The 17,126-nt window shown below is 67.7% G+C and carries 16 protein-coding genes and 1 pseudogene; 13 read left to right on the forward strand and 4 right to left on the reverse strand.

Annotation, left to right across the window (positions count from 1 at the left end; all coding sequences use genetic code 11):
* Window positions 1–16 precede the first annotated feature (16 nt).
* Complete coding sequence (gene ctaE, locus NA11_RS28490) at window positions 17–628, reverse strand: aa3-type cytochrome oxidase subunit III (protein ID WP_069165101.1); 612 nt, start codon at window positions 626–628, stop codon at window positions 17–19.
* 357 nt (window positions 629–985) lie between these two features.
* On the opposite strand from ctaE, the gene NA11_RS28495 reads away from it, so the two are divergent.
* From NA11_RS28495 to NA11_RS28505, 3 genes are all read left to right on the forward strand, one after another.
* Window positions 986–1,432, forward strand: a complete 447-nt coding sequence (locus tag NA11_RS28495; RefSeq protein ID WP_069165102.1) for a hypothetical protein — start codon at window positions 986–988, stop codon at window positions 1,430–1,432.
* Window positions 1,433–1,544: 112 nt separating this feature from the next.
* Window positions 1,545–2,606 (forward strand): anthranilate phosphoribosyltransferase, encoded by a 1,062-nt coding sequence (gene trpD, locus NA11_RS28500; protein ID WP_069165123.1) that lies wholly within the window; start codon window positions 1,545–1,547, stop codon window positions 2,604–2,606.
* A gap of 114 nt (window positions 2,607–2,720) precedes the next feature.
* The gene (locus tag NA11_RS28505) at window positions 2,721–3,002 is read left to right on the forward strand and encodes a hypothetical protein (RefSeq protein WP_069165103.1); all 282 of its coding nucleotides are present in this window, start codon (window positions 2,721–2,723) and stop codon (window positions 3,000–3,002) included.
* Between the two features lie 400 nt (window positions 3,003–3,402).
* Here NA11_RS28505 and NA11_RS28510 read toward each other — a convergent pair whose 3' ends face one another.
* Complete coding sequence (locus NA11_RS28510) at window positions 3,403–3,678, reverse strand: Lrp/AsnC family transcriptional regulator (RefSeq protein ID WP_069165104.1); 276 nt, start codon at window positions 3,676–3,678, stop codon at window positions 3,403–3,405.
* 1,174 nt (window positions 3,679–4,852) lie between these two features.
* A pseudogene (locus tag NA11_RS47360) lies at window positions 4,853–6,391 on the reverse strand (DEDD exonuclease domain-containing protein); the annotation flags it as partial.
* 609 nt (window positions 6,392–7,000) lie between these two features.
* On the opposite strand from NA11_RS47360, the gene NA11_RS28520 reads away from it, so the two are divergent.
* The 10 genes from NA11_RS28520 (at window position 7,001) to NA11_RS28565 (ending at window position 16,087) form a co-directional block, all read left to right on the forward strand.
* On the forward strand, window positions 7,001–7,561 hold the full coding sequence (locus NA11_RS28520) for a C40 family peptidase (RefSeq protein WP_069165105.1): 561 nt from the start codon (window positions 7,001–7,003) through the stop codon (window positions 7,559–7,561).
* 266 nt (window positions 7,562–7,827) lie between these two features.
* The gene (locus NA11_RS28525; protein WP_069165106.1) at window positions 7,828–8,856 is read left to right on the forward strand and encodes an NlpC/P60 family protein; all 1,029 of its coding nucleotides are present in this window, start codon (window positions 7,828–7,830) and stop codon (window positions 8,854–8,856) included.
* A 6-nt stretch (window positions 8,857–8,862) separates the two neighbouring features.
* Window positions 8,863–9,855, forward strand: a complete 993-nt coding sequence (locus NA11_RS28530; protein WP_069165107.1) for a hypothetical protein — start codon at window positions 8,863–8,865, stop codon at window positions 9,853–9,855.
* Between the two features lie 247 nt (window positions 9,856–10,102).
* Window positions 10,103–11,230 (forward strand): glycosyltransferase family 4 protein, encoded by a 1,128-nt coding sequence (locus NA11_RS28535; protein WP_069165108.1) that lies wholly within the window; start codon window positions 10,103–10,105, stop codon window positions 11,228–11,230.
* Between the two features lie 222 nt (window positions 11,231–11,452).
* Entirely contained in the window at window positions 11,453–11,836 is a 384-nt protein-coding gene (locus tag NA11_RS28540) for an SRPBCC family protein (RefSeq protein ID WP_069165109.1), read from the forward strand.
* A 71-nt stretch (window positions 11,837–11,907) separates the two neighbouring features.
* Entirely contained in the window at window positions 11,908–12,345 is a 438-nt protein-coding gene (locus NA11_RS28545) for an SRPBCC family protein (RefSeq protein WP_069165110.1), read from the forward strand.
* Window positions 12,346–12,401: 56 nt separating this feature from the next.
* The gene (locus NA11_RS28550) at window positions 12,402–13,655 is read left to right on the forward strand and encodes an ArsA family ATPase (RefSeq protein ID WP_281197108.1); all 1,254 of its coding nucleotides are present in this window, start codon (window positions 12,402–12,404) and stop codon (window positions 13,653–13,655) included.
* Window positions 13,648–14,088 carry a hypothetical protein gene (locus NA11_RS28555; RefSeq protein WP_069165111.1) on the forward strand — a complete coding sequence of 147 codons (441 nt, stop codon included), beginning with the start codon at window positions 13,648–13,650 and terminating at the stop codon, window positions 14,086–14,088. Before NA11_RS28550 ends, NA11_RS28555 begins: the two co-directional genes overlap by 8 nt.
* Window positions 14,085–15,092 (forward strand): ROK family protein, encoded by a 1,008-nt coding sequence (locus tag NA11_RS28560; protein WP_069165112.1) that lies wholly within the window; start codon window positions 14,085–14,087, stop codon window positions 15,090–15,092. Before NA11_RS28555 ends, NA11_RS28560 begins: the two co-directional genes overlap by 4 nt.
* Window positions 15,093–15,364: 272 nt before the next feature.
* Window positions 15,365–16,087: a lysophospholipid acyltransferase family protein gene (locus NA11_RS28565; protein WP_069165113.1), complete on the forward strand. Its 723-nt coding sequence runs from the start codon at window positions 15,365–15,367 to the stop codon at window positions 16,085–16,087.
* A gap of 692 nt (window positions 16,088–16,779) precedes the next feature.
* Here the strand turns inward: NA11_RS28565 and NA11_RS46405 are convergent.
* The coding region (locus NA11_RS46405; protein WP_218023393.1) for a hypothetical protein at window positions 16,780–17,126 on the reverse strand (347 nt) is incomplete at its 5' end.

The following is a 17,126-nucleotide window of genomic DNA, read 5'->3' on the forward strand; positions in this document are numbered from 1 at the left end:
TGGGGCGTTGCCCGGCTCAGCGGACGAAGTAGATCGTGGCGAACAGTCCGATCCACACGATGTCGACGAAGTGCCAGTAGTACGAGACGACGATCGCGGCGGTGGCCTGCGCGGGGGTGAACTTACTGACCTTGGTGCGGATCAGCAGGAACACGAACGCGATCAGACCGCCGATGACGTGCAAACCGTGGAAACCGGTGGTGATGTAGAACACCGAGCCGTACGCACTGCTCGAAATCGAGGTGCCCTCGTGAACCAGGTGGTAGTACTCGTAGCCCTGACCGCCGACGAAGAAGGCGCCCATGATCAGGGTGATGACGTACCAGCGACGCAGGCCGAACACATCGCCCCGCTCGGCCGCGAACACGCCCATCTGGCAGGTGAACGACGACGCGACCAGCACAGCGGTGACCGGCACGGCGAGCCCAAGGTTCAGCTCGGTCGGTTCCGGCGGCCAGTTGCCATGGGCCTGCGCGCGCGCGACGAAATACATCGCGAAGAGGCCGGCGAAGAACATCAACTCGCTGGACAGCCAGATGATGGTACCGACGCTGACCATGTTGGGCCGATTCAGCGAGTGCACACGCTGGGTAATGGCCGATCCGGGGGTCCCTACTGCGGTCGTCACGGGGGTAAGTATGACTCGTCGTAGTACGACACAAGTACCCGGGTGCGAAACTTGTGTCTCCGTGTCGGAAGACCCACGGACAGACAACCTCTCGACCTGGGAAGATCGTTTCGCGGTGGCCGCGACGCGACCCGTTCGGGGGTCGGGAAAATCAGCACCGCCTAGGCGATTCGACCAGGGGCGGTAGCCGGCGGACGGGTGCGTCTCGCGCCCGAGCGGCCGGAATGTGCGGCTTCGGTGCAGCGGGTCGATCCGGCGGCTGGCCGCTGCCCGTTCCGGCAAAACTCGCGGGTACCGGTCGGGCGTGTCGGCATTGCCGGGTACCAGGATGGCATGCGGAGATAAGGGGAACCTGAGATGGGAATCGATGTGGGACGTGGTTGGCGGCGCTGGTTCGGACGGAGCGGTCCGGCGCCGCTGGATCCGAGCCGGGCCGATCTGGTGGTGGTTGTGGCGAGTTTCGATGACGCCGAGGCTTGTTCGACGGCACTGGCGCGCGCGACCGCGTTGATCGCGGACGCGCCCGCGGTGCTGCGTCATCACCTGCGCGTGCCGCCGGGGCAGGTCGAGGCGGTGTGCGGGATCGCCGCGCAGGCGGGGTACGCGCCTGCGCCGCAGGTCGGCGGGCCGGGGACCGACATCATGGAAACGGTGATCCTGCAACGGGTGCAGGTGCTCGACGCGCTGCACTGTTCGCAGGAACGCTCCAGGATGGCCGGACTCGCGCAACGCCACGAGGGCACAGCCGACGGCTGGGATGCACTGCAGCCGCGCCCCACGAATGGAACTGCCACCGAACAGTGACAATAAGCCCTCGCCCAGTAGGCTTCTTCGCGACAAACTGGTGGGCAGCCGCGCGCATTCGCGCGTCGCGAGCACTCTTTGCGAGCCAGCGTGACAGGGAGAAGTGGACGAGATGAGCGAACGCAGCTGGCCTCAGGTTTTGGGGGCCCTCACCGACGGTGACGACCTGGCTGCGGACGACACGGCCTGGGCGATGGACGAAATCATGTCGGACAACGCGACCTCCGCGCAGATCGCCGCATTCGGTGTCGCCATGAAGATCAAAGGCCCGACGCCTGCCGAGCTGACCGGCCTCGCCACCGGCATGCTGGAACACGCGCGGCTGGTGCACATCGACGGCGACGCCGTCGACATCGTCGGCACCGGCGGTGATCGGTCCGGATCGGTGAACATCTCCACGATGTCCTCGATCGTCGTCGCGGCCGCCGGGGTGCCGGTGGTCAAGCACGGCAACCGGGCGGCGTCCTCGAAGAGCGGCGGCGCGGATGTACTCGAAGCGCTCGGCGTGCGGCTCGCGCTCGGACCGGAATCGGTGGCACGGTGCGTCCGTGACGTCGGCATCGGGTTCTGTTTCGCGCCGGTGTTTCATCCCGCGCTGCGGTTCGCCGGTGCGGCGCGCAGGGAAATCGGCATCCCGACTGTCTTCAATGTGCTTGGGCCGCTGACGAATCCGGCGCAACCGCGGGCAGGTCTCGTCGGATGTGCGTTCACCGATCTGCTTCCGGTGATCGCGGGCGTTTTCGCGGGACGCGGCGCGAGTGCGCTGGTTGTGCGTGGCAACGACGGGCTGGACGAGATCACCACCTCCGACACCACGGCCGCCTGGGTGGTGTCCGGCGGGCAGATGCGGGAAACCACGATCGACCCGACTCGCCTCGGCATCCCCCGCGTCGACCTCGCCGCACTGCGTGGCGGCGACGCACAGGTCAACGCGGGTGTCGCGCGCGACGTCTTCGGCGGGACCAGCGGCGCGGTTCGCGATGCGGTGCTGGTGAATTCGGCGGCGGCGATCGTCGCCTACAACCTGTCGCAGGGCACCGCCGACGCCGACACCGAGGTGCACGAGCTGCTCTCGACCGGCCTCGAACGCGCCGCCGAGGCGATCGACACGGGCAACGCTGCCGCGCTGCTCGAGCGCTGGACCAAGCTGACGGTCACGCTCGGCGACCGCTGACCTGGGCATTCCCTCGCCCGCCAGGCGGGACTAAAGTTGGAGCGACATTCCGGCAAATCGCCCGGATTCGGTGTCCGGGTGTGCGCCGGTCCTTCGACTGGTAAGGAGCACACCATGCGTCGCAGCGTTCGCGCACTACCCAGCGTGCTCGCGGTGGTGGCCGTGCTGGCCGCCGCGCCGACGGCCCAGGCGGACGGCAGTTTGCTGGTCAACAACCAAGACATGGGCAACGCGGGCTGCGTCTTCCTCGGCAGCGACGACACCCGCACCATCGAGAACAACACCAACAGCGTGGTCACCCTCTTCCCGCTCGCCGGCTGCGAGGGTGATTCCAGCGGTGTGCTCGCCCCCGGCGAAGCAGGCCAATACACCAGCAAGTCAGCCCAAATCGGCTGAGCCAGCGGAATCCGCCCGCCACCAAACCCTCAGCCCGGCACAACCGGCCCGAGTCGGCGCGCTCTCCACACGGCATGAACATCGGCAAGCGATCGAGCCGAGCCAACCGGTTCGGTGCGCGGACACCAGCGACAGCTGGTGAAATAGGCGTCCCCGCCGTACATCAAGCACCGCCCCTGTGCGGCGGGGACGACTTCAAGATCATGGGGTACTGGTGCAGGCATCGCCCGAGAGGCCACCTGCACCAGTACCCCCTCGACACGGGGCCGAGCCGACACGATCTCCACGCGGCCAGCCGCACAGTCGGGCCGAGTCGGCGGGCTCTCCACGGACACAACGCCGTCGAGTTGGTGTTGATGGCTGATCGGGCGACCGCGCATTGTCGGCCGCCCGCTCGGTTTCACTCGCCCAGCGAGAAGCCTGCCTCGACATCCACGCGGGAGTAGGACTTGAACGCGATGTGGGTGGTGGTCCGTGCGACGCCGTCGACCTTGTCGATGCGCCCGGTCACCACCTCGGCGATCTGCTCATGGTCACGCACCCGCACAATCGCAATCAGGTCCACGTCGCCTGCACAGGAATAGACCTCGGCAACACCTTCGGTGTCCGCCACGGCCTGCGCGGTCTCGGGAATGCGGCCGTTGTCGGCATGGATCAGCACGATCGCGGTAATCATGCGCTCAGCCTAAGCGGTTCACGTATTCCTCTTCGGCCGGTTGGGTCCTCGCCGCCGCATCAGCCGCCTCCGCCCACCCCGACCACCGCGCCGCCCCATACGCCGGCTCCCGATACCCCTCGCTCGTCCGCACGATCCGCACCCCCGGCCGAGCCAACCACCGCACCACCAACCCCGCCTCCTCCGGCGAAGCCCCCCGCAACGGCGGCACATTGATCGGAACGTCCTCCCACGACCCCACATCCACCCGAACCGGCACGTCCACCAAAACGTCCTGCCCCACCCGCACATCCCCCGAGGCCTTATCTATATGCAAGCCGCCCTCCCCCGCGCGCACGTTCGCTGCCCCACCGTCGCCCGCGCCCTGGTCTCGTGGGGCCTTATCCATACGCACGCCCGCCGAGGCTTCATCTATATGCGAGCCGCCCTCCCCCACCCGAGCGCTCACCGAATCACCCTCCCCTGCCCGCAAATCCGGCGAGGCCTTATCTATACGCAAGTCCCCCTTCCCCGCGCGCACGTTCGCCGAGCCACCCGCGCGCACGTTCGCCGAGCCACCCGCGCCCTGGTCTCTCGGGGCCTTATCTATACGGACGTCCACCGAGGCCTTATCTATATGCGAGCCGCCCTCCCCCGCCCGCACGTCCAGCGTGGCCTTATCTACAGGCAAGTCCCACTCCCCCGCGCGCATGTTCGCCGAGCCACCCTTGCCCGCACGTCTGCCATTTGAGGCCTTATTTATGTGCGCGTCCGTCGAGGCCTTGTCTCTGCGCAGGTCTGCTGAGACCTCACCTTTCGCGCGCAGGCCGCCCTCCCCCGCACGTCTGCTCTCCGAATCACGCTCGCCCGCATCTGCGTCGGAGACGGACCCATCTACTGCACGCACGTGGCGCTCGTCCGGACGCATGCTCATCGAGCCGCCCGCGCCGGTGCGCACGTCATTTGGGGCCTTATCTATATGCGCGTCGGCCGTGGCCTTATCTATCGCACGCCTGCCGTCCTCCCCTGCACGCGCGCTCGAGTCACTCTCGCCCGCATAAGCGTCCGGGTTGGCCTTATCTACGGCGTGCACATGGCTCCCTCCTGAACGCATGCTCATCGAGTCACGCGCAGCGTTGGGGGCTTTATCTATATGGGCGTCTGCTGAGGCCTTATCTATTGGGTGTACTCCGCCCTCGGGGATGACGGTTTCGGCTGCGGCGACCAGACGTTCGACGACGGGCATCGGGGGGACGCCGCGGACCGCGGTGCCTGCGGCGGCGAGGCGGCCGTAGCGGATGACGGCGAACTCCCATCCGCCGGCGCCGTCGGGGTGGGCGGCGATGAGTTCGGCGATGCGCGCCACGGCGGTGAGGCGCTGGGTGCGGTGCAGGGCGCGGATCACGGCGACGGTGCGGTCGCGGAGGCGCGCGGCCGCCTCGAAGTGTTCGGCGCGGGAGTGGGATTCGATGCGGTCGAGCATGGTGCGCAACGCCGCGTCGGAGCGGCCGGCGAACAAGGCGCGCACGCGCGCGGCGACCGGTGCGTATTCCTCAGTATCAAGAGCCCTTCCGTCGCCTGCCGCTGGACAGCCGCCGACGATCGCGGGCGGGCACTCGTGCCTGCCGCGGCTGGGCAGGCGGGTACTGCAGGTGCGCAGGCCGGTGTGTTCGGCGATGATCACCGCCAGTTCGGCCGCCTCGTTGCGAGAGTTGAAGGGTCCGAGGGCGTCCCGATTCGGGGTGCGGACGATCGCGAAGCGGGGGAACGGCTCGGCGGTGAGCGTGATCCACCAGGCGCGCTTGGGGAACTTGGAGCGGCGGTTGTAGGGCGGGGTGTGCGCGACGAGCAATCGCAGTTCCCGTACCCCGGCCTCCAACGCGTGCGCACACACGACGTGGTCGACCCTGGTTGCCAGCGAGACCATTTCTTTCATCCGGCCTCTGGTCTCCGAGCCGGTGAAGTAATTGCGTACGCGGCGGCGCAAATTCACCGCGGTGCCGATATAGAGGACTTCGTCGGACGGTCCACGGAACAGGTACACGCCGGGACTCGTCGGCAGATCGGCGGCGAGGAACCGCTTGGCGCGCTGACGCGGCGTGACGTCGGGCAGGTAGTCGACCAACTCGGTGAGACTGTGCACGCCTTGATTGCCGACTCGTCCGATCAGCGCGTGCAGCACGTCGACGGTCGCCCGTGCGTCGTCCAGTGCCCGGTGCGTCGGCTGGGTGCTCGCGCCGAGCAACTGGGCAAGCGCACTCAACCGCACCGACGGCGCCTCGTCCCTGCCGAGTACGCGCCGCGCCAGCTTCACGGTGCAGAGCACGGTGAAGCTCGGCCATGCGGTCTCGCAGCCGGCCGCTGCGGCCCGCAGGAAGGCCATGTCGAACCGCGCGTTGTGCGCGACGAGCACCGTGCCTGCGGCGAACTCCAGAAACCCGGGCAGTACCGCGTCGATCTTGGGCGCCGCGTAGACCATCGCGGTGGTGATCCCGGTGACCTGAACGATCGCGGGTGGCACCGCCCGACCGGGGTTGACCAGGGTGGCGAACTCGCCGAGCACCTCGCCACCACGCACTTTCACCGCGCCGATCTCGGTGATCGCGTCGGCGCCGGGGCTGGTTCCGGTGGTTTCGAGGTCGACGACCACGAAGGTGGTGTCGTAGAGGGGCGTGTCGAGGTCATCGAAGACCAGCTGCTGAGCGGCGGCCTTGCGCGGCGCGGGGTCGGACACGGGCTGGAGCGTAGGCCCTGGGTACGACAAGGTCGGATCCCTGTCCGATTTGTCCTAAAAGTCCAGAAAACGGCCGGACAGACTCCTCGAGATTTTCGTTTCGATACCCACAAAATGATCTAGAACGCCGAAAAGTGACGCAGCTCACATTGTTGCACAAAAGACATCAATCGCTCGGGCGTGTCGCCCAGTGCCGAGGTGCTGCCACCGGCGCGCTGCGGCCGATCGCGGCGAGTTACCCAACCGACCAGTCTTCTAGCTTGACATGTCACCGAGATGAACGGAGCGACCTGGGGAAATGTCCAACGGGTTCACACCGAAACACCGGCGCGTCGTCATGCCGCTGACCGAGATAGCGACAGAGGCGCCAGTCGATAACAACGCGTTGTTATCGTTCCGTGATTGCTGGGATATATCTCACATCGTTTAGACGAGATTTACATCGCGCGTCCGCAATTTGCCGTTGTCCGACTTTACAAACCACCGTGATGTGTTCGTAACCTTTTCGAGACCTCACGGAGTCCGGCGCACCACACCTGGTGCATCGACACGAAGTCCGCGGCACCAGCCAGGGTGCGGCGTCGTGGGGCAGATTGGGAGTACCGCATCATGACGACCAAATCCGTCAAGCGACGTGCCGTCGCCGCCGGGGCCGTCGGCGCTGCCACCATCGGCGCATTCCTGCTTCCGGCCGCCCCCGCATCGGCGCAGCCGGTGACCATCCCCGGCATCGGCACCTTCGAGGTGCCGAACGAGATCCAGATCCCGCAGGGGATCCCCGGCATCGAGCTGCCCGCACAGCCGCAGCTGTTCGTCGCACCCAAGAAGTCCATCGGCGAGGAGGCCCTCGACGCCGCCATGAGCAAGCTGGGGGCCCCTTACGTGTACGGCGCGGCGGGCCCGAACGCCTTCGACTGCTCCGGCCTGGTCCAGTGGTCCTACCGCCAGGCAGGCCTCGAGCTGCCGCGCACCAGCGGCGCCCAGCTCGGCGCGGGCACGCCGGTGTCGATGGACGACCTGGAGCCCGGCGACCTGGTGTCGTTCTACGGCGGCGGCCACTCCGGCCTGTACGCCGGTGACGGCAACGTCGTGCACGCGTCCACCTCCGGCACGCCCGTGCGGGTGGCGCCGATCTCCTCGATGCCGTTCGCCGGAGCCCGTCGCTTCTGAGAAACCGCTGGTCGGGCCGCATTGTGCGGCCCGGCCGCCGGTTCGCGGTTGTGATCGTTTCGTTCTCTACTGGACACAGACCTAGGCCGTTCCGTAACCTAATCGAGACCTTCTCGGATTACCCGGGGCACGCCATCGGCAAACCTCGCGCATCTCGAAGGTGCTGGGTCGGTTCACAAGCGTCAGTTCACGAGATCGCTTCACCAAGGAACGAGGCACGGCAGGCTGTGGCAGCACACCGGAGACGACACCGCTCGACCCGTCTGGTGGGAGGGGCACTGGCGGCCGGAGTTCTGGCCACCACCGTCCTGTGCGGCGGCAGCCCGGCGGGCGCCGATCCGGTAGCGCTACCGACCACGGCCACGGAGGCCGTGCAGCGGATGATCGACCTCTCACGCCAGTCCGATCAGCTCAACCAGCAGGCTCTCGGTGTCCAGGAAGACCTCGATGCGAAGCTCGGGCTGCAGCACGATGCCGACGCCAAGCTGGCCGAAGCCACCACCCTGGTGAACCAGGCCCGCGACGAGGTGCGCAAGTACCAGCCGATCATCGATCGGACCGCGATCGCCGCCTATCAGGGCGCCCGCACCAACCGGCTGTTCGCCGTGCTGGTCAGCGATTCCCCGCAGCAGCTGCTCGACCAGATGTCCACGCTGGACGTGCTGACCGCGCAGACCTCCGCGCAGCTCGATCTGTACAAGAAGGCGACCGACGCCGCCGACGCCGCGGAGCATCTCGCGCGCCGGGCCGCCGACGAAGCCCGTTCTGCCGCAGACAAAGCCGAGGCGGTGCGTGCCGATCTCGAACGCAAACGCAGCGACCTCGGCGGCGCCATCGCCCAGGTGGTCGGGGCGTGGAGCTCGTTGTCCGCGAAGGACAAATCGGCGCTCGCCGGTTCACCGTTCCCGCCCGGCTTCGACCGCGACACCCTGTTGCAGGGCCTGGTGCCGGGCAGCGGAACGAGCGCGCTGGCCGCCGGGCTCACCCGAATCGGCGACCCCTACGTGTGGGGCGCGACTGGGCCGCACCAGTTCGACTGCTCGGGGCTCGTCCAGTGGGCGTTCAAACAAGTCGGCAAGAGCGTGCCGAGGACCAGTTCGGCGCAGGCGTCCTACGGCACGCCGGTCGCCCAGAAGGATTTGCAGCCCGGCGACGTCGTGTTCTTCTACTCCGACATCTCCCACGTCGGCATCTATGCAGGCAATGGACTCATGGTGCACGCCTCCACCTTTGGTGTGCCGGTCGCGGTGGCACCCATCTCCACCACGCCGTACCACTCCGCTCGGCGATACTGACAAGCTATGAAGATGCGGCGGGTCCGCGCGTGGTGGTTGGCACGACGGAGATTCGAGTTCTGTCTCACCGTCGCGATGGTGGTCGCGCTGACCGGATTCTGCGGTGCGCTGATCATGCTGCCGAACGCCGAAGGGCAGCACGCGGAGACGCCGCGCGCCGTCACGGCCGACGCCATCGGTCAGGCCGCCGCGGCCGACCCGAGACTCGCCGACGTGCGCCGCAGCATCGAGCCGTTCGGCCCGATCATCGCCGAAGAGGTGACGACCGGAAACGGACAGCAATCCCTGGTCGTCGGTCACCCTGAGCAGCACACCGAAATCAGCCTCCTGCAACAAGAACTCGCCGCCGCCACGACCGCGGTCACCGAGGTGTGGGGCCCGGACTGGGCGCAGTCGGCGCTGGTCGTCGTCGCCTCCTCCCCCTCCGAATTCGCCGGTCTCGTGCACGCGGGCTCGACCATGTCCGCCGAGGTCGCGGCCGCTTCAGTGGCCGACCCGTTCGTGGCGGGCAGCTCGCCGACCGGTCAGCGGATCGTGTTCAGCGCCGACGCCGGACGCCGCCTCGATGACGCGGGCATGCGTACCCTGCTGCGGCACGAACTCACCCACATCGCCACCCGCGCCGAAACCCGAGACGGCGCACCGCTGTGGATGCTCGAGGGTTTCGCCGACTACACCGCCCACGTCGGCCATCGCTTCACCCAGGTCGCTCCGACGCTCACCGCGCAGCTCCGGCAGCGCGAACTGCCTCGAGACCTCCCGCAGGACGCCGCGTTCACCGGTCCTGCCGCCGCGGCCACGTATGAACAGGCGTGGTCGGTGTGCGCGTTCGTCGCCGAGAAGTACGACCGATCCCGGTTGGTCGAGCTCTACCGACGGATCGCCGCGGCCAAGCAGAGCCCGGTCACCGAGAACCAGATCCTGCAGGACGTGCTCGGCGCCAGCCGCGCCGATTTCGTCGCCGACTGGCGCAATTGGCTGTCGGCACAAGCGGTCTGAGCCGCGATCCGCGGCAGCAGGCCCCATAATGATCACGGTCGCGCCGCCGACTGCCTGGCTCCGCGAACACCAGGTCGAGGGTGCTGGTCATGCCGGGGTCCGCGGGTGGAACATCGACACCGCCGCACGCTGTCCACGCACTCGGCCCGTGCGCCTGGACTCAGGACCGAGGGAGTGCCGACACGAAAGAACGTCGCGAATACGCAGCGCCGCAATGTCGGCCAAGCGCACACAGTAGGTTGTCAGCATGGCCCGAACTTTGCTGGTGACCAATGATTTCCCGCCGCGGCCGGGTGGTATTCAGTCCTATCTGCACGCGCTGGCCGGACAGCTGCCGCCGGGTGATCTCGTCGTCTACGCCCCACGCTGGCGCGGCGACAGTCATCTGAAATTCGATGCCAAACAAAAGTTTCAGGTGGTCCGCCACCCCACCACGCTGATGCTGCCCACCCCGCTCGTCATGCGCCGGGCCGCCCGCCTGCTGCGCAGCGAGCAGTGCGACACGGTGTGGTTCGGCGCCGCCGCGCCGCTCGCTCTGATGGCGCCGGTGCTGCGGCGCGCGGGTGCCGAACGCATCCTGGCCAGCACGCACGGGCACGAGGTCGGCTGGTCCATGCTGCCCGCCGCCAGGCAGGCGCTGCGCCAGATCGGCGAGCACACCGACGTGGTCACCTATGTCAGCAAATACACGCGTCGCCGTTTCGCCTCGGCATTCGGCCGAAATGCGTCGCTGGAATATCTGCCCCCGGGTGTCGATACCGACACCTTTCGCCCGGATCCGGCCGCCCGCGCGGAATTGCGCGCGCGCTACGGCCTCGACGATCGGCCGACAATTCTCTGCCTGTCCAGGCTGGTTCCCCGAAAGGGCCAGGACGCACTGATTGTCGCGATGCTCGAAATCCGCAATCGGGTGCCCGGCGCGACCCTGGTCATCGCGGGCGGCGGGCCCTACGAGGAGAAGCTGCGCGAGCTGGCGATCGCCGTCGGTGTCGCCGACGATGTCATGTTCATCGGCCGGGTGCCTTCCGGCGAGCTCGCCGCCCACCACACCCTCGCCGACGTGTTCGCCATGCCGTGCCGCACCCGAGGCGCGGGTCTGGATGTCGAAGGACTCGGCATCGTCTATCTGGAGGCCTCGGCCTCCGGCGTACCGGTCGTCGCTGGCCGCTCAGGCGGTGCCCCAGAAACGGTCATCGAGGGCGAAACCGGCCGCGTGGTGGACGGCCGCTCGGTCGAGCAGATCACCGACGCCCTGGTCGACATCCTCTCCGACCCGGCAGCCGCACAACGCATGGGCGCCGCGGGCCGGGAATTCGTCGAAGATCACTGGCGCTGGGACACCCACGGCGCCCGCCTCCGCCAACTCCTGCGTTAGCCATTCTTACTGAGCAGCCTCGGCCCGGTGCCGAAGTCCGGGCAGATGCGCCGGATCGGACATCGACGCAGGGCCTGGCTCCGCCACGATCGGCTCGATCCGGCACCCGGGCCTGCCGACGGAAGCGAAGCGCCGTCGTGCGGTCCCATCCGTTAGGCTCAGCACCGTGACTGACCGAACCGAGCGAGCCGCCGACACCGCGACCTCCGGCGAGGTTCGGTCATGACCAGCATCACGGTCGCCGACCAAACCTTCGTCGCCGCCTCGGGGGCCGAGGTCGCCGATGTGCTGTCGGCGCCGAACAATTGGCTGCGCTGGTGGCCCGACCTCATCCTCGAGGTCCGGGAAGACCGCGGCGACAAGGGAATTCGCTGGACCACGAAGGGCGCGCTGGTCGGGACCATGGAGGTCTGGCTGCAACCCTCGCTGGACGGGGTGATCCTGCATTACTTCCTGCACGCCGAACCGCATCCCGCGCTGCCGCCGAACCGGATCGCCGCCGCGAATCGCGCGCGCCGGGTCGCGGGCAGGAACATGTCGTTCGAACTGAAGACGCGGCTGGAGGCGGGCCGCCCGGCGGGCGTCGCCCCTGCCAACGCCTCTTGACGCTCCCCCATCCCGCCGGCTCCGCCGGCTGCCATCCCCAGGACCGACGCTGAAAGGAACCGCTGTCCGCCATGGCCGACAGGACCCAGAGGTCGATCATCATCGAGGCCCCGTCGCAGCAGGTGATGTCCGTCATCGCCGACCTGGAGTCCTACCCGGAGTGGGTCTCGGCGGCGAAATCGGTCGAAGTACAGGAGAAGGGCCCGGACGGGCGGGCGCGCACCGCGCGGTTCGTGCTGGACGCGGGCGTGGTCAAGGACAGCTATGTGCTCGCCTACGACTGGCGCCCTGACAACAAGGCGGTCAGCTGGACGCTGGTCAGCGGTGAGCTGCAAAAGGCGCAGAACGGCACGTACGAACTCATCGATCAGCCCAACGGCGGCACCGAGGTCGTCTACACGCTGACCGTCGACCTGAACATCCCCATGATCGGCATGTTCAAGCGCAAGGCCGAGAAGGTGATCACCGATACCGCGCTGAAAGAACTGAAGAAACGGGTCGAAGGCTGACGACGCAGAAGCCAGGGGCCGGAGCAGCCGCCGAGCGAACGCGGCTCGAGCTGTTCATCGGCAAGGGTGGGGTAGGCAAGACGACGCTGGCGTGTGCCACCGCCGTGGCCTATGCCAGGTCGGGTCAACGGGTGCTCGTCGCCTCGCTGGATCAGGCACATTCACTCGGCGACGCCCTCGGCTTCCGCTTCCCGCGCGACCCAGGCACGGTCACCGGCATCGTGCGCGTGCAACCCGGCCTCGACGTGATCGAGGTGGATTCCCTTGCGCTGCTGGAGGATCGGTTCCGCGACGTGGTCCGGATGCTGTCCTCGGCCGCGGGCCACGACCACGGCGTGGACCTGTCCGCGCTCGATCCCGCCGAGTTGACCGGCCTGCCCGGCGTGCAAGAACTGCTCATGCTCGTCGAGATCACCGGGTTCGCGAACGAGAACGACTGGGATGTGGTCATCATCGACTGCCCACCCTCGGCCGACATGCTCCGCATCATCACCGCGCCGGACACCCTGCTCGGCTATCTCGAGCGGATCTGGCCGCCGCACGCCAGGGCGATGAGCACCGTCGGCACCGACCTGCGCCGCGCGGTGCTTGCCGTGACGGTCGAACGAATCGTCAAGGCGGTCAGCGAGGTTCGCGATCTGCTCGCCGACCATCGGCGCACCGGCGCCAGGCTGATCACCGTCGCCGAGCGGGTGACGCTCGCCGAATCGGAGCGCGTCCGGTCCGCCGCCGCGCTGCTCGGGCTGCGCCTGGACGCGGTGGTCGTCAACAAGGTGCTGCCGCCGACCGCCCCGCCGGAATCCGACCACCCTGCGGTGCACTGGTATCTGAACCGGCGGGCCGAACAGTTGGCCGCGATCGCCGAGTTACAACACTCGATGCCGGGTATCCCGGTGCTGATCGCGGAGCACACCGGGCCGGAGCCGATCGGACTGAACTCGCTCACGACCCTGTCGTACGCGGTGGACTCGAGCAGGAACAGCAACGATCCAGCCTTTATGCTGAGCGACAGTCCGGCGGAGGTTGACGCGAGTTCCGGCGAACCGGTGGTTCGATATGAATCGGGCACCGGTCTGCGCGCAATATACACACTGCGGATGCACCTGCCCGTTGTCGATGCGGCAACGCTGCGACTTGGCCGAGTGGAGGACGATTTGATCGTGGGAGCGGACGGGGTCCGGCGGCGCGTCCGTTTGGCGCCGGTGTTGCAGCGGTGCACGGTTGACGGCGCAGAACTCGACGGTGGTCAACTCGTGGTGCGGTTCCGGCCGGATCCGGACGTCTGGCCCGAAGGCGGTGCCGATGAGTGAACGGGATACGCCGCCGTCGGACGCCGCCGATCCGGTGGACGGCGTCGCCGAATTCGCGGCAGAGCTGAAGCTGCTCGCCGAAACCATGCTGGAGCGGGTGGAGCCGGTGCTGCGCCGGGCGGCCGACGGCCAGACCGAGTGGGCGAGCTGCGGCTGGTGCCCCGTGTGTGCCGCGGCCGCGCTGGTGCGCGGCGAACACCACGAAGTACTGCAGACGGTCGCCGATCACGGCACCGCGATCGTCACGGTGCTGCGCGAGGCGCTGGCCGGCGTGCCGGTCGATCCGGTCATGCCCGACGTCGACCAGGCAGGTCACGAACACGGTGTGCGACAGGAGGATTCCGATCCCATGACGGCGACGTCGGAATCCGGTGCCGGACAGCGCACCTCGCGATCCCGTTATGTCAGCATCCCCGTGACGATCAAGGCATGACGCACCGGATGGCAGGTGCGCGGCCGCTGACCGTCGGAATCGACGTCGGTGGCACCAACATTCGCGCGTCGGTGATCGACACCAGCGGCGAGGTACTCGACACCGTGCAGGCGCCGACCCCGCATTCGGCGAAGGCACTCGAGGACGCGCTCGATCGGTCGGTGCGCGAACTGTGCCGCAGGCATCCGATCAGCGCGGTGGGTCTCGCCGTCGCCGGGTTCATCAACGGCGACCGCTCCACCGTCCGGTTCGCCCCGCATTTGCCGTGGCAGAACACCCCCGTCGCACAGCGGCTCACCGAACGGCTCGAGCTGCCGGTCACCCTGGAGCACGACGCGAATGCTGCGCTCTGGGCCGAATACCGGTTCGGCGCCGCTGCGGGCGGACACAACGTGGTGCTCGTCGCGATCGGCACCGGAATCGGCGCCGCGCTGCTCATCGATGGTCGGCTCTATCGCGGAACCCACGGTGTCGCACCGGAACTCGGGCATCTACAGGTCGTCCCCGATGGGCGGGCCTGCCCGTGCGGTAAGCGCGGCTGCTGGGAAAGGTATTGCAGCGGAACGGCACTCGCCGACACCGCGATCGAAATGCTGGCCACCGACCCGGTGCGCTCGGTGCTCGCGCGCGACGTCTACCGCGATCCAGGCTCGCTCACCGGGCGCAGGGTCGCCAACGCCGCGCAGGACGGCGATCCGCTCGCCCAGCTCGTCATGGCCGATTTCGCGCGCTGGCTCGGGCTCGGGCTCGCGTTCGTCAGCGACATCTTCGATCCCGACCTCGTCGTCATCGCGGGCGGAGTCAGCAGTTCCGCGCCGCTGTACCTCGACGAGGCGCGCGAGGAGTACGCCAGGGCCGTCACCGGTGCCGGGCATCGTCCGCTCGCCCGCATCCGCACCACCCAACTCGGCGAAGCGGCAGGCATGATCGGCGCCGCCGACCTGGCCCGCGCGGCCCTGATCGAGAGCGAACGCAAATCCTCCCGAGTAGCCCGCAGCCGCTGATCATCAAGCGTGAGCGTGCTGCGGGCGGTTGACGTTTCATCGTGGGCATCGGTGGTACTCGACAGACAAGAACGCTTGCTTCGGTCGCCGATGACCCCCCGATTTCCGGCCGCCGAGGACGCTGCGGTCGGCCGCCGATTACGGCGGGCGGGTGCACACATGGCAGAGTGTGGTGAGATTTGCCGCTGTGGTTGGATGTGATCTCGCACCAGCGGTAAAGTCGGCAACTGACGCAGGTGCCCGCCTCTATCCCGGTCCGGGGGAAGGACGTCATGTTCTACTGGCTGCTGAAGTACGTGCTGCTCGGACCGTTCATGCATCTCTACAACCGGCCGACGGTCGAAGGTGTGGAGAACATCCCGGCCGACGGCCCTGCGATCATGGCGGGCAACCACCTGTCCTTCGCGGACTGGCTGTTCGCGCCACTGCTGAGCCCGCGGCGCATCAACTATCTGGCCAAGGCTGAATACTTCAACACCCCCGGCATCAAGGGTGCGTTCCAGAAGTGGTTCTTCACCACCTCCGGCCAGTTCCCGATCGACCGCACCGGCGCCGACGCCGCCGAGGACGCGCTCAACGCCGCCCGCAAGCTGCTCGACCAAGGTCGCCTCGTCGGCCTGTACCCCGAAGGCACCCGCTCCCCCGACGGCCGCCTGTACAAGGGCAAGACCGGTCTCGCCCGGCTCGCACTGGAAACCGGGGTTCCGGTCATCCCGGTCGCGGTCATCGGCACCGACGACGTGAGCCCGCCCGGACCGTTCCGCTGGCGGCGCCGCAAGGTGACGGTCAAGTTCGGTACTCCGATCGACTTCTCGCGGTACGACGGCATGGGCGGGAACCGGTTCGTTGAGCGTGCGGTGACCGACGAGGTCATGTACGAGCTCATGCAGCTTGGTGGGCAGGAGTACGTGGATGTGTATGCGGCGAGCTTGAAGAAGGGCGTGCCGAGTGGGGCACGTGAGGCGGCTCGGATTCCGCATACTGCGGCTAGCTGAGGTGCTGCCGGGCTGAGGGTTCGGGAGGGTTGGGACAGCTTCCGGTCCGGGAGAGTGTGGGGCAGAGAAACTTCTGGCTTGGGCGGAGCAGCAGGGATAGAGCAACTCCGGCATAGGCCGAGCGGCAAGGGGCAGAGCAACTCCCGGCTCAGGCCGAGCGGCGGGGGCAGAGCAAATCCTGGCTCAGGCGGAGTGGCGGGGACAGAGCAACCCCCGGCCTCGGCCGAACGGCAAGGGGCACAGCAACTCCCGGCTCAGGCCGAGCGGCGGGGGCAGGGGAACTCCCGGCTCAGTCCGAGCGGCAAGGGGCCACAGCAACTCCTGGCTCAGGCCGAGTGGCGGGGCAGAGCAAATCCTGGCTTGGGCGGACTGACGGGCAGAGCAACTCCCGGCTTGGGCGGAGTGACGGGACAGAGAAACTCCAGGCCAAGGCAGAGCAGCAAGGGGCACAGCAACTCCTGGCCCAGGCCGAGCGGCGGAGGCAGAGGAACTCGCGGCTCAAGCGGAGCAGCAAGGGGCAGAGCAAGTCCTGACTTGGGCAGGGTGGCAGGGGTGGACCAGGTTCTGGACGGGTGCAAGGGCTGCTCTTGGCGAAAAGGGCGTCGTCGGACCAACTCTGGGCCCGAACTCCACACGACGGCAAAGCCTGGATCGACGGGCGCGAATTGGCTGCGGAGCCTCAGTGGCGGTAGTCAAACGGTTGCTGACCCAAACTTGGCGTGAGAGAAATGGTTACCGATCGTCATTGGCGTGAGAGAAGTGGTTGCTACACGTGTCGCAACACGCACCATTTCTCTCACGCCAAACACTTCAAGATCCTTGGCCCGGACCACGACCGGATGGCCCGGGCCGAAACCTCGTGACAGTGCCGCGGCGCGGCTCGGGCTGACCTGCCCAACGCCGGGTGCGCGCAGCTGGACTCGTCGTCGCTGCCCATGGATGGTGCGGCACGCCCAGTTGATCGGAGAGAGATGGTTGACCGGAGAGAAATGGTTGCTGATCAGCGTTGAGCGGAGTCTTATGGTTGCAACACGCCGCG

The organism is Nocardia altamirensis NBRC 108246, from assembly GCF_001612685.1.
GTDB lineage: Bacteria > Actinomycetota > Actinomycetes > Mycobacteriales > Mycobacteriaceae > Nocardia > Nocardia altamirensis.